Below are 18,974 nucleotides of genomic sequence, written 5' to 3' on the forward strand. Positions count from 1 at the left end.
ACCGGCCGCCCTCGCGGACCGCCGCCGCCAGCGGGCTGTGCCGGGAGATGGCGACGCCGATCAGCAGCGGGTCGAGCGAGAGGGTGCTGAACGAGGAGACGGTCTTCGCGTAGTCGACGCCCGCCCAGCGGGCGGTGAGCACGGCGACCCCGGTCGGCCAGTGCCGGGCGGCCGACCGGAAAGCGGTTTCGGTGAGTGCGGCACGGGCGGCGGCGTCGCCCCGCGCACCGCCCGCCGCGACGCCGTTCGCCGCCGCGCGGTCCGTCTCGCGGGCCGGCGCGCTCACCGCAGACCCACCCGGTAGGCGCGCAGCCACTCGTCGACCTGCACCAGGTGGTCCAGGCCGCCGACCGGGTTCGGCGCGGTGCGCGGGCCGGGCAGCGGCCGGCCCTCGGCGAGGTGACGGCGCACCAGCTCCCGGTCCACCAGGTCGAACACCGGCGCCGCCGGGTCGGCCAGCAGCTCGTGGGCGCGGGCGGTCAGCACCTCGGTGTAGCGCACCGCCGGGGTGGACGGGTAGCCGGACTTCGGACGGTCCGTCACCTGCGGCGGCAGCAGGTCGCGCACCGCGTCCCGGAGCAGCCCCTTGGGCCGGCCGCCGGGGGACTTCAGCTCCCACGGCACGTTCCACAGGTACTCGACCAGCCGGTGGTCGCAGAACGGCACCCGCACCTCCAGGCCGACCGACATCGACACCCGGTCCACCCGGTCCAGCAGCGAGGGCAGCCAGCGGGTCAGCGCCAGGTGGAAGGTCTCCCGTACCTTGGCCGCCGCCGGGTCCTCGCCGGGCAGCCGGGGCACCGAGGCGAGGCTGCTGCGGTACGCGGCGGCGGTGTACTCGGCCGGCCGGACCTCGGCCCGCACGTCCGGGCGCAGCAGCGCGGCCGGGGTGGTGCGGCCGTGCAGCCACGGGAAGGTGCCGGAGGCCAGCGCCGGCGCGTCGTGGAAGTACGGGTAGCCGCCGAACACCTCGTCCGCGGCCTCGCCGGACAGCGCGACGGTGGAGCGCCGCCGCACCTCGCGGAACAGCAGGTGCAGCGAGGCGTCCATCTCGCCCCAGCCGGGCCGGTCGCGGGCCCGCAGCACGGCGGCGCGGGCGTCCAGCAGGTCGTCGTCGGGGATCAGCACGCTGGTGTGCACGGTGCCGATGTGCTCGGCGGCGGCCCGCACGAACGGGGCGTCCTGGCCGGTGCGCCAGGCGTCGGGGGTGCGGTCGGCGCTGCCGGGGAAGTCCACCGAGAAGCTGGTGATCTTGCCCTGGCCGTTCCGCTCCCGGGCGGCCGCGGCCAGCGCGGTGATCGCCGAGGAGTCCACGCCGCCGGAGAGCAGCGTGCACAGCGGGACGTCGCTGACCAGCTGCCGCTCCACCGCGTCGGCGAGCAGCTCCCGCACGGTGGCCAGGGTGGTCGCCGCGTCGTCCTGGTGCGGCGCCGACTCCAGCTGCCAGTACGGGATTTCGCGCACCGTCCGGCGGTTCGCCACCACCACGTGCCCGGGCCGGACTTCGTGCAGGCCGCGGAACAGTCCGTGGCCGGCGCTCGGCGCGGCCGGCAGCGCGAACAGCTCGGCGATCCCCTCGGCGTCCAACTCGGCGGGCAGCAGCGGGTTCTCGAGCACCGCCTTGGGCTCGGAGCCGAACAGCACCCCGTTCGCGTACCGGTGCCAGTACAGCGGCTTGATGCCCAAGTGGTCGCGCACCAGCAGGAGTTCCTCGCGCAGGTGGTCCCACAGCGCGTAGCCGAAGATCCCGTTGAACCGGGCCGCCGCCAGGTGCCCCCACTGGAGGTGCGCGCGGAGCACCACCTCGGTGTCGGAGCGGGTCCGGAACACGTGCCCGTAGGCCTCCAACTCGGCCCGCAGCTCACGGTGGTTGTACAGCTCGCCGTTGTACGCCAGCACCGCGCGGACCGGCTCGCCGTCCGCGAACGGCTGCAGGCCGCCCTCCAGGTCGATCACCGCCAGCCGGGTGTGGCCCAGCGCCGCGTACCGCGACAGCCACACCCCGTCGGCGTCCGGACCCCGGCACAGCAGGGTCTCCGTCATCCGGCGGACGGTCTCCCCACGCAGCCGCAGATCCTCCGCCCAGTCCAGCCAGCCGGTCACTCCGCACATCAGGCCGCTCCTGTCGTCTCGTCGTTCTCCCGCTCCTCGGCGCTCGCCTCCCAGTGGCAGCCGTGGCCGGTCGGCCCCGAGAGCAGGCGGTGCGCCGGGCGGAAGCCCTTGGCGCGGATGTTCGCGGACAGCGCGTGCGTGCAGTACGTGCACGGCGAGGCGAGCGTGATCGTCACCCCGCTGCGGCGGGCCTGCTCGCGGTAGTCCCAGATCGCGCAGTGCGTGATGGTGAGCGCCGCCTGCTGCGGGCCCGGCGGCCGCGCGTCGTCGAACTCGTAGTCGGAGCCGTACAGTTCGGCCTGCCGGGCGATCCGGTGGATCGGGTCCGCCGCGCCCCGGCCGTGGTCCGGCTCGACGGTGCGGTGCACCTCCGCGTTGGACGCGGCCCAGGCCGCGAGCACCTGCTCGCCGTAGTGCCGCACCAGGAAGCGCTCCATCAGCGCCTGGCCGCGGAAGAACAGCCGCTGCCACTGCGCGGACGGCGCGGAGCCGTCCGGCAGGTCGGCGAAGATCTCGCCCTGCAGCGCGAACCACTCGGCGAGCTGCGGCTGGTCGCCGAGACTCACCAGGTACCGGGTCAGCCCGGCCTCCGCCTCGTGCAGCCGGCGGCGCCACAGCGCGGAGCGCTCGCCGTCCGGCATCGAGCGGTACGGCGAGCGCCACCGCTCCTGTCTTTCCTGGTCCCGGTCCACCGGCAGGAGTGCGACCCTGTCCGGCCCGGTCCCGCCCTCGGGCACGACGCCCATCGGTGCTTCTCCCTCCGCCCGGCTGCGTCCTGCCAGCCACGCTAGGCAGCGCCCACCGGCCCCCAGAAGCCCCGAACGGATCCCCCGCGGGCGACCTTCGTCGCCCTCAGCCGGGCAGGAGCGGCACGATCCGGGCCGCCGCGGCGTACGGCCGGGCGCCGCGCGGGCGGTGCTCGCGGCCGACGTACCGGCCCACCAACTCCTCGATCCGGCGCGTCAGTTCGGCGGCCTCGGCGGGCGTCAGGTGCAGGACGGCGGTGAACGGCTCGGCCGGGTCGGCCGGCTCGGCCGGCGGGTGGACGGGGTGCGGGGCGGGGGCGGCGTCGGTCGCCCAGCGCAGCCGCCACGGGCGGGCGCGGCCGCCCTGCGGGACTTCCTCGACCAGGCCGTACCGGGCCAACTGCCGCAGGTGGAAGGAGCACAGCCCCGAGCTGAGCCCGAGCCGGGCGGCGGCCCCGGTGGAGGTCACGGTGCCGGCCTCGGCCAGCAGGTCGAGCAGCGCGAGCCGCACGGGGTGGTCGGGCAGCGGGCGGCGGACGCCCGGCGGCAGGGGCGGCTGGGTCAGGTCGGTCTCCTCGGTCACTTTGCAAAGCGTGCTACTTTGCCAAGCGAATGACAAGCCGTCAGGTCGGCCCCCGCCGATCACCGTCGAGAAGAGGTGCGGTTCCAGGCATGGCCACCACCCCGCAGGACCGCCGGGTCCGGGGCCAGGGCGAACCCGTCGACAGCTACCCCGCGCTCGCCCCCGAGACCGTGCGCGGTGCGGTCCGCCGGATCACCGTGGTCGGCGAGCCGGTCCTGCACCGCCGCTGCCGCCCCGTCACCGAGTTCGGCACCCCCGAACTCGCCCGCCTGGTCGACGACATGTTCGCCACCAACCACACCGCCGACGGCGCCGGCCTGGCCGCCAACCAGGTCGACGTCGACCTGCAACTGTTCATCTGGGACATCACCGACGACTGGGGCGTCCGCCACGTCGGCCACCTCGCCAACCCCGTCCTGGACGAGGCCCCGGCTCCGCACCGCCGCCTGCTCGAAGAGGCCGAGGGCTGCCTGTCCGTCCCCGGCCCGCACCGCACCGTCGCCCGCCCCGACCACGCCGTCGTCCACGGGTACGACCTGCACGGCCGCCCCCTCACCGTCGAGGGCCACGGCTACTTCGCCCGCTGCCTCCAGCACGAGACCGACCACCTGCACGGCCGGCTCTACCTCGACCGGCTGTCCGCGCGCGACCGCAAGTCCGCCCTCCGCGAGATGGCCGACCGCCAGGACGAGGTGTTCGCCCGCCGCGCGGCGAACGCGTCCCGCCTCGGCACGTAGCCGCCGGTGGCGTGAACCGGGCTTTCCGGCACGGGAGTACGGGTACCCGGCCGGCTGCCCGGCGCCGTCCGCCTACCGGTGGGGGACCCCGTGCTCCAGGTAGGCGGTCGTGCCGTGCTCCCGGGCAGCGATCGCGGCGTGCACCCGGCGGGCGAGACGGGGGATCAGGAGGGCGTCGAGCCGGGCCGCCGGGTGGAACGCGCAGGCGCCGATCTCGACCCGGTCCGGCGTGATGGCGGCCCGTTCGGCGTCCGGGAGGACTCCGCCGTCGAAGACGAACAGCAGCTTGTCGCCCTCGGTCGGGTGCGGCGCCCAGTCCGCGGCGAGGAGGCGGCCGACCGGCGGGGTGATGCCCAGCTCCTCCGCCACCTCGCGGGCCGCGCCCGCGCTCGGCGTCTCGCCCTCCCGCAGGTAGCCGCCGGGGATCTCCCAGCCCTCCTTGTACGTGGGCTTCACCAGCAGCACCCGGCCGCTCGCGTCGAAGAACAGCACGCCCGAGGCGGTCCGCGGCCGGGCGACGGCCTCGGGGGGCTGAGGGGCGGTCATGTCGACGACTGTAGCCGCCCGCCGGGTCCTCGCCGTCAGGCGCCGTGCCCGGGGCGGTGGTGTTCCGTCAGGACGGTCAGCAGGTGGACGAGTTCGCTCTGCTGGGCGGGGGTGAGGGGGCGAGGAGCTCGCGCTGGGCGTCGGAGACGAGGGCGTCGAGGCGTTCCAGGTGGCGGCGGCCGGCGGGGGTGAGGGTGATGACGTTGCGCCGGCGGTCGACCGGGTCGGGGTCGCGGCGGACGCAGTCGGCGTCGGCGAGTTCGTTGAGGACGGCGACCATGTCGCTGCGGTAGATGCCGGTGCGGCGGCCGAGTTCGGCCTGGCTGGCGGCGCCCGTCTCGGCGAGGGCGGCCAGTACGGCGAAGTGCCACTTGCGCGCGCCTTCGGTGGCGAGGCGATCGGCGACGATCCGGTCCGCGGCGATCGCGGCGCCGGCGATCAGCCGGCTGGGGATCGCGCGCAGCCGGGTCGGGGCGGGTCCGGGCGGCTGGTCCACGGGCGGGTCCTCCACTCCTTGCGTTAGTGCGACTAACAGTCTACCTTCCGTTAGTGCCACTAACGTTTCGGCGTCCGAGCGACTCTCCCTGGAGCAGAAGACCGTGATCAAGCCGTTCCGCATCGACATCCCGCAGGCCGACCTCGACGACCTGGCCGACCGGCTCTCCCGCACCCGCTGGCCCAACGAGGTCGCCGGCGCCGGCTGGGACTACGGCTTCCCGCTGGCGCGCCTCAAGGAGCTCGCCGAGCACTGGCGGAGCGGCTACGACTGGCGCGCGCACGAGGCCCGGCTCAACGAACTCCCGCACTTCACCACCGAGATCGACGGCCAGCGCATCCACTTCCTCCACGTCCGCTCCCCGAAGCCGGACGCTCTCGCGCTGGTCCTCACCCACGGCTGGCCCGGGTCGTTCCTGGAGTTCCTCGACGTCATCGAGCCGCTGTCGCGCGACTTCCACCTGGTGATCCCGTCCGTCCCGGGCTACGGCTTCTCCGGGCCGACCCGCGAACGGGGCTGGGACACCGCCCGGATCGCGCGGGTCTGGGCGGAGTTGATGCGCCGGCTCGGCTACGAGCGCTACGGCGCGCAGGGCGGCGACTTCGGGGCGGGGATCTCGCTGGCGCTCGGCGCGGTCGCACCCGAGCGGGTCGTCGGCGTGCACGTCAACTACCTTCCGACGCCGCCGGATCCGGCCGCGGGCATCGAACTGTCCGCGGCGGACGAGGAGCGGCTCGACAAGATCCGGCAGTTGATGGCGAACCGGCCGCCCTACCAGGCGCTCCAGGCCCTCACCCCGCAGACCATCGGCTATCCGCTGACCGACTCGCCGGTCGGCCAACTGGTCTGGATCGCCGAGCGGTTCGCGCACTGGACCGACCCGGCGGCACCGATCGACGACGACCGGATGCTCACCGACGTGGCGCTGTACTGGTTCACCGCCACCGCGGCGTCCTCCGCGCGCCTGCACCACGACGCCCCGCGCGGGGGCCTCCCGTGCCCGGTGCCGGTCGGCGTGGCCGTGTTCGCCCACGACATCACCCGTTCGGTGCGGCCGCTGGCCGAGCGGCGGTACGACATCCGGCACTGGTCGGAGTTCGAGCGCGGCGGCCACTTCGCGGCGATGGAGGTGCCGGCGGCCTTCGCCGGGGACGTCCGGGAGTTCTTCACGACCCTGGCGGCAGAGGCGGACAGGAGCGCCTCCCGGGGGCTAGGATGCTAGCAATCTAGCGAGCTAGTATCGGCTCATGGGTGATTCGGAAGTCAAGCAGTTCAACGTGTACCTGCCGCTGGGGCTGATCCGGGAGGTCAAGCACCACGCGATCGAGACGGGCATGTCACTGTCCGCGCTGGTCGCCGAGGCACTGCGGGCCTACCTCGAAGACGCCCGGCAGCAGCGGCAGTCCCCGTCCGACAAGGAGTCGTGAGATGGCAAGCGCGGGATTCGAGGCGGTCTTCGTGGAGACGCACAACTGGGGGAGGAGCGCCAAGTTCTTCCAGGAGCTGGGGTACCGGCTGGAGCCCTCGACGGGTGACGGCTCCGGGGTGTTCCGCAACGGCGACGGGCCGTACCTGGTGCTGGTCGAGGTCCCCGAGGACCGGCAGCCGGCCGTGCAGGTGGCGCTGAAGGTGCCGGACCCGGACGGGTTCCGCCCCGACCCGGTGGTGGAGGTGGTCACCCCGTTCCAGGACACCCACTACGGGACGCGGGAGATGACCGTCCGCGACCCCGACGGCCGGGTGTGGAGCCTGCAGGCCCCCGCCAAGAGCTGACCCGGGGGCGGACGCGATGCGCAGGTGGCGCGGCAATCCCTGGGCGGTCCTGCTGACGCTCAGTCTGGGCTTCTTCATGACCCTGCTGGACCTGACGGCCGTCAACGTGGCCCTCCCCGGCATGATCGGCGACCTGCACGCATCGCTGGACCGGATGCTGTGGGTGATCAACGTCTACATCCTGGTCCTCGCCGCGCTGCTGATCACCTTCGGCCGGCTGGGTGACGTGCGCGGGCCGCGCGCGGTGTTCGTCGGCGGCGTCGCGGTGTTCACGGTGGCGTCGGTGCTGTGCGCGCTGGCCCGGGACCCGGCCCAACTCGTCGCCGCCCGGGCCCTTCAGGGCCTGGGCGCGGCCGCACTGATGCCGCAGACGATGACGATCATCATCGGGACGTTCCCGGCCGAGCGGCGGGCGCCGCCCTCGGCGTCTGGGGCGGGGTCGCGGGCGTGGCCACGATCGCGGGGCCCACCCTCGGCGGGTTCCTGGCCGGTTCGGCCGGCTGGCGGTGGATCTTCCTGGTCAACGTCCCGATCGGGGCGCTCGTCCTGGTGATGGCCCTGGCACTGGTGCCGGACGTCCGCCACGGCGGCCGGCGCAGGATCGACCTGGTCGGCGTGCTGCTCGCCGCGGCCGCCCTGGTCTGCCTGACCTTCGGCCTCACCGAGGGCCAGCGGTACGGCTGGAACGCCGGGATCCTGGCGCTGCTGGGCGCGGCGGCGGTGCTGCTGGTGCTGTTCCTGCTCCACCAGCGCGCCCGGCAGGACCGCGAGCCGCTGCTTCCGTTCGCGCTGTTCCGGGCCCGCGACTTCGCGGCGATGAGCTTCGTCTCCGCGACCGTCCAGGTCGGTATGCTCGGCCTGTTCCTGCCGGTGATGATCTACCTCCAGTCGGTGCTGCGGTTCGGCGCCCTGGCGGCCGGACTCGTGATGGCCCCGGCGATGGTGGTGTCCGCGGTGCTGTCCCCGTTCGCGGGACGGCTGGCGGACCGGATCGGCGGGAAGCCGGTCCTGCTGGCCGGGTTGGCGCTGTTCGCGGCCGGCCTGGCCTGGCTCGCCGGGGTCGTCGGCCTCGGCCGGGCCTGGTGGGAGTTCCAGCCCGCGCTGGTCACGGCGGGCGTCGGCATCGGCTGCGTGTTCGGCCCGATGGTCACGGTCGCCATGTACCACGTGCCGCCCGCGACGGCCGGGGCGGCGTCCGGGGTCCTGAACACGATCCGTCAGATCGGCACGGTGATCGGCAGCGCCGCGGTCGGCGCGCTCCTCCAGAACCGCCTGGCCGCCGCCGTCCGGGACGAAGCGGCCCGGGAGGCCGCCGGCCTGCCCGCCGAGGTCCGCGACCGCTTCCTGACCGGCGTTCGCGAAGCCGCCGCCGGCGGGCGGGAGTTGGGCACCGGACGGGGCGGCGGCCCGACCGTCGACCTCCCGCCCGACACGCCCGCGGAGCTGGCCCGGCAGGTCGACCGCCTGGCGGCGGCCGCCTTCGACCACGGCGTCGTCCACGCCGTCCGCCCGACCCTGCTGCTGCCCGTCGTGGTGGTCGCCCTCGGCGCCCTCGCCTGCCTCCTCGTCCGGGGCCGCCGCCCCGACCGCGCGAGCCCCGCGCCGGCCCCGGCCGACGCCGACTCCCCGGCGCCGGCCCGCAAGTAGCGGAGCGCCCGGTCGGGGTGCAGGCGCAGCGACGCAGCCGCCCGGGGCCCGGGACGGGGCGAGTGGCGCGGACGGCTGCCCGTGCCCGCTACGCGTCGCCGAGGAAGCCCGGGTCGGGGAGGCCGAACTGCCGGGTGAAGTCGGCAGCCAGGCCGAGGAGTTCGGAGAGCGGGACGGGGCGGCGGCTGGTGGCCCGCAGGTCCTTCCGGGCCTCCTGCGACCAGAGGAAGGGGTGGACCGCGATGCCCTGGGACGCCGTCGGGGCGGCGGCCTCCTCGCGCCAGCCCGGCCATCGCAGGCTGTCGTAGAACGATTCCGCCCCGCCCGCCAGCAGCCAGGAGAGCCACGCCGAGTGGCCGACGTCCAGCGGCTCCCACTCCAGCGAGTCGGGGGCGAAGTAGGTCACCCGGCCGGCGCGCCGGGTCGGCCCGCGCCGGCCGGGTCGTGGCCGTTGAGGGCGAAGACCCCGCCGAGCACGTCGTGGCCGAGGACCAGACCCGTCCCCGGGTGCCACGCGGGATCGGGCGCGGCCGGGAACCGGTTGACCCGGCCCAGGCTCGGCAGCCCGTCCCCGGCTCCCGTCCCGCCGCCGTACACCCGCAGCCAGCCGTCGTCGACCAGCAGGCCGCCGGTGTGCAGCGTCAGCGCGCCCAGCGTGGAGCGCGCGGTGACCTGGAGTTGCCGCAGACACCGGCGGCCCTCCCGTTCGTCGACCGGCAGCGCCCGGACCGAGGGGGCGGCGGCCAGTGCGGTCCGGAGCTCCGGCCAGGCCGGGTCGGGCACGTCGAGGAGTTCGGCGAGTTCGCGCTTCCGAGGATGATCGCAGGCCCGGCCCGGCCCGGCCCGGCCGGTGCGCGGGTCAGCCGGTCAGGCCGTGCCAGCCGCTGCGCGGGTCAGCCGGTCAGGCCGTGCCGGACGGCGTAGAGGGCGGCGCGGAGGCGGTCGGACTGGCCGGTCTTCCGCATGGCGTGGGTGAGGTGCTTCTTGACGGTGGCTTCGGCGAGGGCGAGGCGGCGGGCGATCTCCGCGTTGCTGAGGCCGAGGGCGAGGTGGGTGAGGACCTGGCGCTCACGGTCCGTCAGGCCGGCCTGGTCGAGCGGGCGTTCGGCCGGCACGGGGTGCGGGCGGACGGGTGCGGGGCGGGGAGGAAGAGGGTCGCGCCGGCGGCGGCGAGGTGGACGGCGTCGATGATGCGGTCGGGCGGCAGGTCGAGCGGGAAGCAGCCGCTGCCGCCGGCCATCAGGATGCGGCTGGCCTCGGTGGTGGTGCCGGCGCGGCGCAGCAGCAGGATCCGGGCGTCGGGTGCGCCGTCGGGCCGGCGCAGCGCGGCGACGGCGGCGAGGTCGGCGTCCAGGCCCGGCCCGCGGCCGAGCAGGACGAGGTCGGGCCGGACCCGGTGGACGGCGGCGACCGCGTGCCCGGGGTCGGTCGCGGAGCCGACCACGGCGAGGTCGGGCGCGGCGGCGAGGACGCTGCGCAGTCCGGCGCTGACCACCGGGTGACGTTCGATCAGGAAGATGCGGGTGGCGACGGCCTGCGGCGTCGCCCCGGCGGACGGGCACTGCGGGAGGCCGCAGGTGCAGGCGGGCTCGGCGAGCAGGTGGTGGCCCGCCAGCAGGTCGAGCGGGTTGTCGATCTCGGTGTGCAGGGCGTCCATCGCGTGGGCGGCGCGCCGGGCCGGCGGTCGCAGCGTGCGGGTGGCGCCCCTGGTCAGCGCGGGCACGGTTCCTCCCGGCGGGAGGGCGTGACGGGGTGCGGGTGCATGGCGGATCGGTCCCCTCGGAGGCGGCGGGCCGGGGCGCGGGCCCGGCACGGGAGAGGGGGATCGGCCGCGTTCGGAGGCGGCGGCGGGATCCCCGGCGGAGGAAGGGCGGGCGCTCCGGGGCCGGGGTCAGACCGGCGGCGGCGCACCGCGGCGGGGCGACAGGTCTCGTCGAAGCACCTGCGGTGCCACGAGCCGCCGATCCCCCAGAGGGTGAAGTCGGTCCGCCGATATGCCATACCGGAAATCGTATGTACGCCGCTGACGGACGGTCAAGGACGGTCCGCAGCCCGGATGTCGTCCCCACCGCGATACCCCCTCCGGCCGTTCCTATGACCACCGGTACCCGCATGAACACCTGGCTGGCTGCCCGCCCGCACCTCCGCAACCCTCGGCCTGGACAACCCCGACGGGCCGCGCCGCCGAGCACCGAAGACCCTCGCGCCGCCCCGCCGCCGAACCGGAGGACCGCACCGCCCGATGCCCGCCACCCTGACCGCCGCCGCCGGACCGGGCACCCCGTGACCGGATTCCTGCTGCGCCGCCTGCTCCTCGCGGTGCCCACCCTGCTGGGGGTGAGCGCCGTCGTGTTCGCCACCGTCGCGCTCGTCCCCGGCGACCCCGTCACCGCGTTCCTCGGCCCCGGCGCACCCGCCGAGGCCCGGCAGGCGCTGGCGGAACGGATCGGCCTCGACCGGCCGCTGCCCGTCCGCTACCTGGACTGGCTCGGCCACACCCTCACCGGCGACCTCGGCACCTCGACCTCCACCCAACGACCCGTCACCGCCCAGCTGCTGCCCGCCCTCGGCCAGACCCTGACGCTCACCGCCGCCGCGTTCGCGCTGGTGCTGGCCGGCGGAGTCCTGCTGGGCACGCTCGGCGCGCTGCGCCCGCGCGGCTGGACCGGACGCCTGTCCGGCGCGGCCTCCACGCTCGCCGTCTCCGCCCCGCAGTACTCGGTGGCGCTGCTGCTGATCGCCGTGTTCGCCGTCCACTGGCAGCTGCTCCCGGCCGGCGGCACCCAGGACGCGTTCGGCGCCGGCGGCGGAGCCCTCGACCAACTGCGCCACCTGCTGCTGCCCGCGACCGCCGCCGCACTCGTCCCGCTCGGCCTCACCGCCCGCGTCCACCGCGCCGCGCTGTCCGCCGTCCTGGCCGGCGAGCTCGCCGACGGGCTGCGCGCCCGCGGCCTGAGCCGGCTCGCGGTGCTGCGGCACTGCGCGCACAACGCCTCGCCCGCGCTGCTGACCATCGGCGGCCTGCAACTGGCCTACCTGCTGGAGGGAGTCGTCTTCGTGGAGACCCTGTTCGCCCGGCCCGGCCTCGGCCGTCTGCTCTACGACGCGCTCACCGCCCGCGACCTGCCGCTGGTCCAGGGCGGCGTGCTGATCGTCGCCACCGCCTTCGTCGGCATCAACCTGCTGGTCGATGCCGCGCACGCCGCGATCGACCCCAGGGTGCGGAGCTGACATGACGACAAATCGACGTCCGTGCAACGGAACGGACCGGCCCGCGGTGACGCTGGTGCTGTCCGTCCGCACCGGGACGATCCGGCTGGCCGTGCCGCGCGGCGGCGGCCCGCTGAGCCGCCTGCTCTGGGCGCCCGGCGCCGACTCCCGGACGGGGGTGGCCGGATGACCGCCCAGCGACTCCCGGACGGCATCGCCCGGACGCGCGCACGCAGGATCCCGGCCGTCGCCCTGGCCGCGGCCGGGGCGCTGCTGCCCGTGCTGCTGGCCGTCGCCGCGCCGCTGCTCGCCCCCGCCGACCCGTCCGCCGGACAGCTCGCCGACCGGCTGCTCGACCCCGGCAGCGCGGGCCACCTGCTCGGCACCGACAGCCAGGGGCGCGACCTGCTCAGCCGCCTGCTCTGGGCCGCCCGCCCGTCCCTCACCGCCGGCCTGCTGCCGGTCGCGGTGGCCGGCCTGGCCGGCGCCCTGGTCGGCATCGCGGCCGGACTCGGCGGACGCGCCACCGAGCAGGCCCTGCTGCGCACCCTCGACGTGCTGTACGCGTTCCCCGGCGTCCTGCTGGCGATCGCCGTCGCCACCCTGCTCACCCCGGGCCTGGGCTCGACGGTGCTGGCGCTGTCCGTGGTGCTCACCCCGGCCGTCGCCCGGGTCGCGTTCACCGAGACCCGGCGGATCCGCTCCGCCGAGTTCCTGGAGGCCGCCCGGGTCAGCGGCGCGACCTGGCCGGCCCTGGTGCTCCGTCAGGTCCTGCCGGTGGTCGCCCCCGTGGTGCTGGTCTACGCGACCTCGCTGGTCGGCCTCGCCATCGTCTACGCCGCCGGACTGTCCTTCCTCGGCCTCGGCGTCGCCCCGCCCGCCCCCGAATGGGGCGCGATGCTGGACGAGCTGCGCCCCGCGCTCTTCACCCACCCCTGGCTCGCCGCGATCCCCGCCCTGGTGATCCTGGCCGTCTCGGTGCTCTTCAACTCCCTCGGCGAGACGCTGCGGCCCCGGGTCGGCGACGGCACGGAGGCGGCGCGATGACCGGGACGACGGCGCTGCGCGTCGAGGACCTGACGGTCGAGTACGCCGGCGGGGTGCGGGCCGTGGACGGCGTCCGGCTGGAGCTCGCGGCCGGGCAGGCGCTGGTGCTGCTCGGGGAGTCCGGCAGCGGGAAGACCACCCTCGCCCGGACGGTGCTCGGCCTGCCCGGCCGGGGCGCCACCGTCCGCGGCTCGGTGCGGCTCGGCGACACCGAGCTGCTCGGCCTGCCCGAACGGGAGTTGACGCGGATCCGGGGACGCCGGATCGGCTACGTCCCGCAGGACCCGTCCGCGACCCTCGACCCGCTGCGCCGGATCGGCGCCCAGCTCGCCGAGGTGCTGCGCCGGCACGGCCTCGCCGACAGCCGCAGGGCCGCCCGGGCGGCCGCGCTGCCGGTGCTCGCCGACGCCGGACTGCCCGACCCGGAACGGGCGGCCGCCGCCTACCCGCACGAACTCTCCGGCGGGCTGCGGCAGCGCGCCGCGATCGCCCTCGCGGTGGCCTGCGGGCCCGAGCTGCTGATCGCCGACGAGCCGACCACCGCCCTGGACGCCCTGGTCCGGGTCCGCATCCTCGACCTGTTCACCACCCTGCGCACCGAACGCGGCCTCGCGCTGCTCCTGGTCACCCACGACCTGTCCGCCGCCGCCCGGATCGGCGGCACCCTCGCCGTGCTCCGGCACGGCCGGGTGACCGCCACCGGACCGGCCGGGGCCCTCCTCGTCCCGGCCGGGCAGCCCACCGCCGCCGCCCCGGCAGGAGCCCGCCGATGACCGACGAGCGATCGACGAGCGCCCCGCTGCTGCGACTCGACGAGGTCGGCAAGAGCTGGGCGGGCCGCCCGGCCGTGACCGGGGTGAGCCTGGAGGTGCGGGCCGGGGAGGCCGTCGCGCTGGTGGGGAGTCCGGGTCGGGGAAGTCCACCCTGGCGCGGCTCGCACTCGGGCTGCTGCGGCCCGACAGCGGGACGGTGACCTTCGAGGGGCGCGACCCGGCCCGGCTGCGGGCGCGGGCCGACCGCGCCGTGCGGGGCCGGCTCCAGTTCGTGCCGCAGCACCCGCGCGGCTCGCTCAACCCCGCACTGCGGGCCGGCGAGGCGGTCGGCTTCGCGCTCCGCGCGCACGGCGTGCCGCGCCGTCAACGCGCGGCGCGGATCGGCGAGTTGTTCCGGCAGGTCGGCCTCGCACCCGAACTGGCCCGCCGGCTGCCCCGCGAACTCTCCGGCGGCCAGCTGCAACGCGTCGCGGTGGCAAGGGCACTGGCCACCGGACCCGCCCTGGTGGTCTGCGACGAGCCGACCTCCGCACTCGACCCGGACACCCGGCACCGGCTGCTCGACCTGCTGACCGAGCTGCGCGAACGCACCGGCACCGCCTACCTGTTCGTCTCCCACGACCTCTCGGCCGTCGCCCGCTTCGCGAGCCGCACGCTCGTGCTGCGGGCCGGCCGGGTGGTCGAGCAGGGCCTCACCGAGACCCTCTGGAACGCACCACAACACCCGTACACCCAGGCCCTGTTGGACGCATCCGGCCCGCACGTGGCGCTGGCCGGCGCGGGCCTGCACACCGAACCGAGCGAGGAACCGTCATGAGCAAGCACACCCGCACCCGTCCGAGAGCCGCCGCGCTGGCCGCCGCCGCCGTCCTGCTGACGGCCGCCGGCTGCGGCGGCACGGACCCGGGGGCGGGAGACTCGGCCGGCGGCTCCGGCGGCGGCACCCTGGTGATCGGCGCGACCGGGAAGCTGCCCAACCTGGACACCGTGATCGGCGGCGCCGGCTTCGAGGGCAAGCGCCTGCTGAGCTTCCAGATCTACGAAGGGCTCACCCGCTACGAGCTGTTGAAGGACACCAACCGGCCGCCGCAGATCACCGGCGCGCTCGCCGAGTCCTGGCAGGTCGCACCGGACCGGCTGACCTGGACCTTCACCCTCCGCAAGGGCGTCACCTTCCAGGACGGCACCCCGTTCGACGCCGACGCGGTGCTGTTCAACCTGCACCGCTACCTGGACACCGCCAGCCCCGAGTACACCGACGCGCTCGGCGCCGCCGCCAAGGAGTACGCCGGCGACATCGCCGCCTACCGCAAGACCGACGACACCCACATCGAGCTCGTCACCACCGCACCCAACGGGCACTTTCCGGAGGACCTGGCGCACGTCCTGATCGCCAGCCCCACCGCCGTCCGCAAGAGCGGCACCAAGGACTTCGCCCAACACCCGGTCGGCACCGGCCCGTTCGGCTTCGTCTCGCAGACCGAGGGCCAGCAGGTCGAACTCGCCGCCAACCGGACGTACTGGCGCGGCGCCCCCCGGCTGGACCGGCTGATCGTCAAGGCGCTGCCCGACCCGGCGGCCCGCACCGCCGCGCTGCGCTCCGGCGGCGTCAACTGGATCGAGTACCCGAACCCCGACGACCTGGACAGCCTGAAGGCCGCCGGCGCGCAGATCCTCACCAACAGCTACGACCACCTCTGGTACTGGATCCTCGACACCGGCAAGGGCCCGTGGGCGGACGTCCGGGTCCGGCAGGCCGCCAACTACGCGATCGACCGGCAGGCCGTCGCGGGCAACCTGCTGCACGGCACCGCCGACCCCGCCTTCCAGGCCGCCCCGCGGGCCACCGCCGCCTACGACCCGACCGGCGACCGCTACTCCCACGACCCCGCCAAGGCACGGCAGTTGCTCGCCGACGCGGGCTACCCCAACGGGTTCACCACCTCCGTGACGGTGCCGACCGGCGGATCCGGCAACCTGCTGCCGGTGCCGATCACCGAGGCCCTCCAGCGCGACCTCGCCGCCGTCGGCATCAAGGTGGAGATCCGCACCACCGACTGGACCACGCTGATCGGCGCCGAGGCCAAGGGCCAGGTCGCGCTCGGCTCCGACGCCATCGCCCAGTCCACCACGCTGTTCCAGTCCGAGGCGCTGCTGCCGCTGTTCGTCGGCTCCAACAGCCCCTTCTGGACCGGGCACTACGCCAGCCCGAAGGTCGACAGCCTGATCGCGAGCGCCGCCGCCAACCCCGACCCGACCGCCCGGCAGGCCGCCTACCGCACCGCGCTGCGCCAGGTCACCGAGGACGCCCCGTGGCTGTTCGTGGTCAACGACCGCAACCCGCGCGCCCTCGCCCCGACCGTCCACGGACTCGTCCAGCCGCAGTCCTGGTTCCTCGACCTCACCACCGTCCGCGTCGGCAAGTAGCCGACCCCCGGCGCGCGCCACGTACCGTTCGCAGAAAGGCCTTTCGATGACGACCAGCACCTCGCCGCACCACCAGCCGCCGCCCGCCTGGGGCATCACCCTGCCGCTGCCCGGGCTCACCATCGACCGGCACCGCTTCCTGGTGGAACGGCTGCCGGACCTCGGCTACGGCGACGTGTGGAGCGCGGAGGGCGGCGGCACCGACGCGTTCACCCCGCTCGCCGCCACCGCCGCCTGGTCGCCCCACCTGCGGATCGCCACCGGCATCGTCCCCGTCCACACCCGCGGCCCCGCGGTGCTCGCCCAGACCGCCGCCACCCTCGCCCAACTCGCCCCCGGCCGCGTGCTGCTGGGCATCGGCGCGTCCGTGCCCGCGCACGTCACCGACATCAACGGCATCCCGTTCGACGAACCCTTCAAGCGCACCCGCGACGTGCTGCGCTTCCTCACCGCCGCGCTGCGCGGCGAGCACGTCGCGGGCGACTTCGACACCTTCTCCATCACCGGCTACCGCCTGCCGCACCCGCCCGCCGAACCCGTCAAGGTCATCCTCGGCGCGCTCCGGCCCGGCATGCTGCGGCTCGGCTTCACCGAGGGGGACGGCGCGATCACCAACCTGCTGAGTGCCCAGGACCTGCCCAAGGTGCTCGACGTGGTCGGGCCGCAGCCGCCCGGCAAGGAACTCGTCGTCAAGGTCTTCGTCTGCCCCACCGAGGACACCGCGTACGCGCACCGCGCCAGCCGGCCGTTCCTCACCTGGATCCTCAACCGCGAGCCCTACCGCAAGTTCCACCAGTGGCTCGGCAACGGCGAGTTGCTCGCCGAGACGCACAAGCGCTGGGCCGACGGCGACCACGACGGCGCCCAGCGGGCACTGCCCGACGAGGTCGTCGACAGCCTGTTCCTCAGCGGCTCGCCCGAGGAGTGCCGGGAACAGATCCTGCGCTACCAGCAGCCCGGCGTCACCGCCATCCAGCTGTACGTCTCACCGCCCCCCGAGGTGTTCGCCAGCCGCACCCGCCTGCTCGACACCCTCGCCCGCCTCGGGCCCGCCGCGAGGTGACTCCAGGAGAACCGTGATGGACCTCGAACTGCACGGAGAGATACGGGCTGCGCCCACTCCCCTCGAAGTGACCGCAGCGGCAAGAGAGTTGGAGGAGGACGGGTACGACGGCGCACTCGTCCTCCCGTTCGAGGCGGAGGAGTGGCCCGCGGCCGAGTGGGCCCTCGCCGCGACCAGCCGCCTGCGGATCGCCGTCGCCCACCGGGCCGGCACACCCGTGCCCGCCGACGGCCGCTTCGGCACGTACCTGAGCGTCGACGCCGGCTCCGAGGAACACCTCTCCCTCCTCACCCGGCCGCTCACCCTCGGCGGCGCCTCGCCCCGCTCCCTCCAACTCGCCGCCCGCCACGCCCAGGTGTACGACGTCCCGCCCTCCCGCTGCCCGACACCCGCCGCCGAATCGCCGAGGCGCACGCCGCCGCGGCCCGGCACGGCCGCACCCTGCGCATCTCACGCCACGTCACCGTCGTCCTCGCCGAGACCGACGCGGCCGCCCACCGCCGACTCCGCGACCTCCTCCAGCACACCGACGCCCCCACCCGCCGCCACCTCGCCACGGCCTACACCGGCACCCCCGACACCGTCGCCACCCGGCTCCACCTGCTCCGCGCCGCCGGCGTCCAGGTCCTGCACCTGGCCTTCCCGACACCCCAGGCCCGCGCACTGCGACGGGAGTTGATCACCCAGCTCCGCAACCCGTCGCCGCCGCGGCGGAGTTGGTGAGGTCGGAGCGGGCCGCGCGGCGGCGGGCTCCGGCCGGGGAGGGACGACATGACGGAGGGCCGGGTGAGCCGGTTCACAGTGCCGGGTCGGCGAGCTGCGCGGGCGTCAGCTCACCGTCCAGGAAGTCGCCCGGATCGTCCGGGGTGAGGCAGCCCCCGTCGATCCGGGCCGCCAGGACTTCGTCCGGCACCCGCAGGAACAAGTGCCGCACCGGGACTCCGGCCTCCTCCATCACGCTCCCGCCCGCCGCCGGGGTTCCGGTCGAACGGACGTACCCGCACCTCCAGTAGGCTGTGCCGCCGCCGGAGATGAACGGGGGGCGGGCCACGCCGGGCGCACCGGCCGGGCCGCGCACCACCCCGCGACGGGGCCGGCGCACGGGGACGGACACGAAGGACAGCGCGAACAGTGAACGGCGCAGCGACGCACGGCCGACCGGAAGCCGGCCAGCAGGGGACCGGCCCGCAGGGGCAGGACGGAGGCGCCTGGCGGTACCTCCTCGACGAGGGGACGGACCCGGCCGGACGCGTCCCCGTCCATGCCGTGCAAGGCAGTTGGCCCCCCGGGCCGGACGCCGCCTACCGGCCCAACCCGCGCCACCGCCGCCCGCTCGCCGACCCCGTCCCGCTCTCCCCGCCGATGCGCCGCCGCCCGGACTGCCCCCGCTCGGCGCCGGCCGCCGGCCCGCCGGCCGCGCCCTGCTCGCCTGGCTGGAGGACACCCGCGGACCACGCCTCTGCCGGGTCGCCGGCTCCTCCGGCAGCGGCCGCACCCACCTGCTCACCTGGCTGGCCGCCGCCTGCCCGCCCGACCACCCCCGGCCCGGCCGCCGCGTCCACGCCCTGCTGGACGTCGAAGGACTGACGGTCCGTTCGGCCGCCACCCGCGTCGCCGACCTGCTCGGACTCACCGCCGGAAACCCCGCCGACCTGCTCGAAGCACTCCAGGACGGCACCCCGCGCACCGTCGTCGTCACCGACCTCGACCGGGCCGGCGGCCCCGGCCTGCCCGGCACCCCCGAGCGGCTCGCCCGCGAACTCCTCGCCCCGCTGCTGGCGGTCCCCTGGCTGCTGCTCGTCGTCGAAGCCGCC

At 75.5% G+C, this 18,974-nt stretch carries 23 protein-coding genes and 3 pseudogenes; 15 read left to right on the plus strand and 11 right to left on the minus strand.

The genetic code is table 11. The features are described from left to right. Window position 1 precedes the first annotated feature (1 nt). The 4 genes and pseudogenes from KCH_RS47415 to KCH_RS28375 form a co-directional block, all read right to left on the minus strand. Window positions 2–316 (minus strand): annotated as a pseudogene (locus KCH_RS47415) (flavin reductase); the annotation flags it as partial. Then, on the minus strand, window positions 283–2,112 hold the full coding sequence (gene asnB, locus KCH_RS28365; protein ID WP_035867633.1) for an asparagine synthase (glutamine-hydrolyzing): 1,830 nt from the start codon (window positions 2,110–2,112) through the stop codon (window positions 283–285). The gene asnB and the pseudogene KCH_RS47415, both read right to left, overlap by 34 nt. After that, window positions 2,112–2,858: a hypothetical protein gene (locus KCH_RS28370; RefSeq protein ID WP_051653543.1), complete on the minus strand. Its 747-nt coding sequence runs from the start codon at window positions 2,856–2,858 to the stop codon at window positions 2,112–2,114. The genes asnB and KCH_RS28370 overlap by 1 nt, the downstream gene beginning before the upstream one ends. Window positions 2,859–2,964: 106 nt before the next feature. Further along, complete coding sequence (locus tag KCH_RS28375) at window positions 2,965–3,441, minus strand: helix-turn-helix domain-containing protein (protein ID WP_035867635.1); 477 nt, start codon at window positions 3,439–3,441, stop codon at window positions 2,965–2,967. Window positions 3,442–3,530: 89 nt separating this feature from the next. On the opposite strand from KCH_RS28375, the gene def reads away from it, so the two are divergent. Then, window positions 3,531–4,178, plus strand: coding sequence for a peptide deformylase (gene def, locus KCH_RS28380; protein WP_035867637.1), 648 nt, complete (start codon window positions 3,531–3,533; stop codon window positions 4,176–4,178). Between the two features lie 72 nt (window positions 4,179–4,250). Here the strand turns inward: def and KCH_RS28385 are convergent, their stop codons facing one another. Together KCH_RS28385 and KCH_RS28390 are read right to left on the minus strand one after the other, a co-directional pair. Further along, the gene (locus KCH_RS28385) at window positions 4,251–4,724 is read right to left on the minus strand and encodes an NUDIX domain-containing protein (protein WP_035867640.1); all 474 of its coding nucleotides are present in this window, start codon (window positions 4,722–4,724) and stop codon (window positions 4,251–4,253) included. Window positions 4,725–4,800: 76 nt separating this feature from the next. Beyond that, window positions 4,801–5,220, minus strand: a complete 420-nt coding sequence (locus KCH_RS28390; RefSeq protein ID WP_341865422.1) for a MarR family winged helix-turn-helix transcriptional regulator — start codon at window positions 5,218–5,220, stop codon at window positions 4,801–4,803. 103 nt (window positions 5,221–5,323) lie between these two features. Between KCH_RS28390 and KCH_RS28395 the strand changes: the two genes are divergently transcribed. From KCH_RS28395 to KCH_RS28410, 4 genes and pseudogenes are all read left to right on the plus strand, one after another. After that, window positions 5,324–6,442, plus strand: coding sequence for an epoxide hydrolase family protein (locus KCH_RS28395; RefSeq protein WP_035867642.1), 1,119 nt, complete (start codon window positions 5,324–5,326; stop codon window positions 6,440–6,442). A gap of 25 nt (window positions 6,443–6,467) precedes the next feature. Further along, entirely contained in the window at window positions 6,468–6,647 is a 180-nt protein-coding gene (locus KCH_RS28400; protein ID WP_035867644.1) for a ribbon-helix-helix domain-containing protein, read from the plus strand. Between the two features lies 1 nt (window position 6,648). Continuing rightward, window positions 6,649–6,993 (plus strand): VOC family protein, encoded by a 345-nt coding sequence (locus tag KCH_RS28405; protein WP_035867648.1) that lies wholly within the window; start codon window positions 6,649–6,651, stop codon window positions 6,991–6,993. A 76-nt stretch (window positions 6,994–7,069) separates the two neighbouring features. Continuing rightward, a pseudogene (locus KCH_RS28410) lies at window positions 7,070–8,640 on the plus strand (DHA2 family efflux MFS transporter permease subunit). Window positions 8,641–8,728: 88 nt separating this feature from the next. On the opposite strand, the gene KCH_RS46245 reads toward KCH_RS28410, so the two are convergent. From KCH_RS46245 to KCH_RS42745, 4 genes are all read right to left on the minus strand, one after another. Continuing rightward, window positions 8,729–9,046, minus strand: coding sequence for a DUF2625 family protein (locus KCH_RS46245; RefSeq protein WP_279635918.1), 318 nt, complete (start codon window positions 9,044–9,046; stop codon window positions 8,729–8,731). Next, the gene (locus tag KCH_RS46250) at window positions 9,043–9,423 is read right to left on the minus strand and encodes a DUF2625 family protein (protein ID WP_279635919.1); all 381 of its coding nucleotides are present in this window, start codon (window positions 9,421–9,423) and stop codon (window positions 9,043–9,045) included. The genes KCH_RS46245 and KCH_RS46250 overlap by 4 nt, the downstream gene beginning before the upstream one ends. Window positions 9,424–9,533: 110 nt before the next feature. Continuing rightward, entirely contained in the window at window positions 9,534–9,755 is a 222-nt protein-coding gene (locus KCH_RS37940; protein WP_051653544.1) for a response regulator transcription factor, read from the minus strand. Then, complete coding sequence (locus KCH_RS42745; RefSeq protein WP_051653545.1) at window positions 9,719–10,363, minus strand: response regulator; 645 nt, start codon at window positions 10,361–10,363, stop codon at window positions 9,719–9,721. Before KCH_RS42745 ends, KCH_RS37940 begins: the two co-directional genes overlap by 37 nt. 560 nt (window positions 10,364–10,923) lie before the next feature. On the opposite strand from KCH_RS42745, the gene KCH_RS28425 reads away from it, so the two are divergent. Genes KCH_RS28425 through KCH_RS41725 form a run of 9 tightly spaced genes read left to right on the plus strand, consistent with a single transcriptional unit; the run spans window position 10,924 to window position 17,839 of the window. Further along, on the plus strand, window positions 10,924–11,871 hold the full coding sequence (locus KCH_RS28425) for an ABC transporter permease (protein WP_035867650.1): 948 nt from the start codon (window positions 10,924–10,926) through the stop codon (window positions 11,869–11,871). 1 nt (window position 11,872) lies between these two features. Beyond that, entirely contained in the window at window positions 11,873–12,040 is a 168-nt protein-coding gene (locus KCH_RS41710) for a hypothetical protein (RefSeq protein WP_157032218.1), read from the plus strand. After that, complete coding sequence (locus tag KCH_RS28430; RefSeq protein ID WP_035867652.1) at window positions 12,037–12,897, plus strand: ABC transporter permease; 861 nt, start codon at window positions 12,037–12,039, stop codon at window positions 12,895–12,897. The genes KCH_RS41710 and KCH_RS28430 overlap by 4 nt, the downstream gene beginning before the upstream one ends. Beyond that, complete coding sequence (locus tag KCH_RS41715) at window positions 12,894–13,670, plus strand: ABC transporter ATP-binding protein (protein WP_051653546.1); 777 nt, start codon at window positions 12,894–12,896, stop codon at window positions 13,668–13,670. The genes KCH_RS28430 and KCH_RS41715 overlap by 4 nt, the downstream gene beginning before the upstream one ends. Next, complete coding sequence (locus tag KCH_RS45120; RefSeq protein ID WP_244305469.1) at window positions 13,667–13,870, plus strand: hypothetical protein; 204 nt, start codon at window positions 13,667–13,669, stop codon at window positions 13,868–13,870. The genes KCH_RS41715 and KCH_RS45120 overlap by 4 nt, the downstream gene beginning before the upstream one ends. Beyond that, entirely contained in the window at window positions 13,846–14,487 is a 642-nt protein-coding gene (locus KCH_RS41720; RefSeq protein WP_244305711.1) for an ATP-binding cassette domain-containing protein, read from the plus strand. Before KCH_RS45120 ends, KCH_RS41720 begins: the two co-directional genes overlap by 25 nt. Beyond that, complete coding sequence (locus tag KCH_RS28445) at window positions 14,484–16,097, plus strand: ABC transporter substrate-binding protein (protein ID WP_035867654.1); 1,614 nt, start codon at window positions 14,484–14,486, stop codon at window positions 16,095–16,097. The genes KCH_RS41720 and KCH_RS28445 overlap by 4 nt, the downstream gene beginning before the upstream one ends. Before the next feature lie 46 nt (window positions 16,098–16,143). Continuing rightward, complete coding sequence (locus tag KCH_RS28450) at window positions 16,144–17,160, plus strand: LLM class F420-dependent oxidoreductase (RefSeq protein ID WP_051653548.1); 1,017 nt, start codon at window positions 16,144–16,146, stop codon at window positions 17,158–17,160. A 16-nt stretch (window positions 17,161–17,176) separates the two neighbouring features. Beyond that, window positions 17,177–17,839: an LLM class oxidoreductase gene (locus KCH_RS41725; protein WP_244305470.1), complete on the plus strand. Its 663-nt coding sequence runs from the start codon at window positions 17,177–17,179 to the stop codon at window positions 17,837–17,839. 117 nt (window positions 17,840–17,956) lie between these two features. Here KCH_RS41725 and KCH_RS41730 read toward each other — a convergent pair whose 3' ends face one another. Further along, entirely contained in the window at window positions 17,957–18,274 is a 318-nt protein-coding gene (locus tag KCH_RS41730; RefSeq protein ID WP_157032221.1) for a hypothetical protein, read from the minus strand. A gap of 163 nt (window positions 18,275–18,437) precedes the next feature. Here KCH_RS41730 and KCH_RS42750 point away from each other — a divergent pair. Then, window positions 18,438–18,974 (plus strand): annotated as a pseudogene (locus tag KCH_RS42750) (hypothetical protein); the annotation flags it as partial.

The sequence above is a fragment of the Kitasatospora cheerisanensis KCTC 2395 genome, from assembly GCF_000696185.1.
Taxonomy (GTDB): Bacteria; Actinomycetota; Actinomycetes; order Streptomycetales; family Streptomycetaceae; genus Kitasatospora; species Kitasatospora cheerisanensis.

Coding starts and splice junctions, on each gene's coding strand:
- asnB (WP_035867633.1), bottom strand. CDS start 2,112: ATGTGCGGAGTGACCGGCTGGCTGGACTGGGCGGAGGATCTGCGGCTG.
- KCH_RS28370 (WP_051653543.1), bottom strand. CDS start 2,858: ATGGGCGTCGTGCCCGAGGGCGGGACCGGGCCGGACAGGGTCGCACTC.
- def (WP_035867637.1), top strand. CDS start 3,531: ATGGCCACCACCCCGCAGGACCGCCGGGTCCGGGGCCAGGGCGAACCC.
- KCH_RS28385 (WP_035867640.1), bottom strand. CDS start 4,724: ATGACCGCCCCTCAGCCCCCCGAGGCCGTCGCCCGGCCGCGGACCGCC.
- KCH_RS28400 (WP_035867644.1), top strand. CDS start 6,468: ATGGGTGATTCGGAAGTCAAGCAGTTCAACGTGTACCTGCCGCTGGGG.
- KCH_RS28405 (WP_035867648.1), top strand. CDS start 6,649: ATGGCAAGCGCGGGATTCGAGGCGGTCTTCGTGGAGACGCACAACTGG.
- KCH_RS41710 (WP_157032218.1), top strand. CDS start 11,873: ATGACGACAAATCGACGTCCGTGCAACGGAACGGACCGGCCCGCGGTG.
- KCH_RS28430 (WP_035867652.1), top strand. CDS start 12,037: ATGACCGCCCAGCGACTCCCGGACGGCATCGCCCGGACGCGCGCACGC.
- KCH_RS41715 (WP_051653546.1), top strand. CDS start 12,894: ATGACCGGGACGACGGCGCTGCGCGTCGAGGACCTGACGGTCGAGTAC.
- KCH_RS45120 (WP_244305469.1), top strand. CDS start 13,667: ATGACCGACGAGCGATCGACGAGCGCCCCGCTGCTGCGACTCGACGAG.
- KCH_RS28445 (WP_035867654.1), top strand. CDS start 14,484: ATGAGCAAGCACACCCGCACCCGTCCGAGAGCCGCCGCGCTGGCCGCC.
- KCH_RS28450 (WP_051653548.1), top strand. CDS start 16,144: ATGACGACCAGCACCTCGCCGCACCACCAGCCGCCGCCCGCCTGGGGC.
- KCH_RS41725 (WP_244305470.1), top strand. CDS start 17,177: ATGGACCTCGAACTGCACGGAGAGATACGGGCTGCGCCCACTCCCCTC.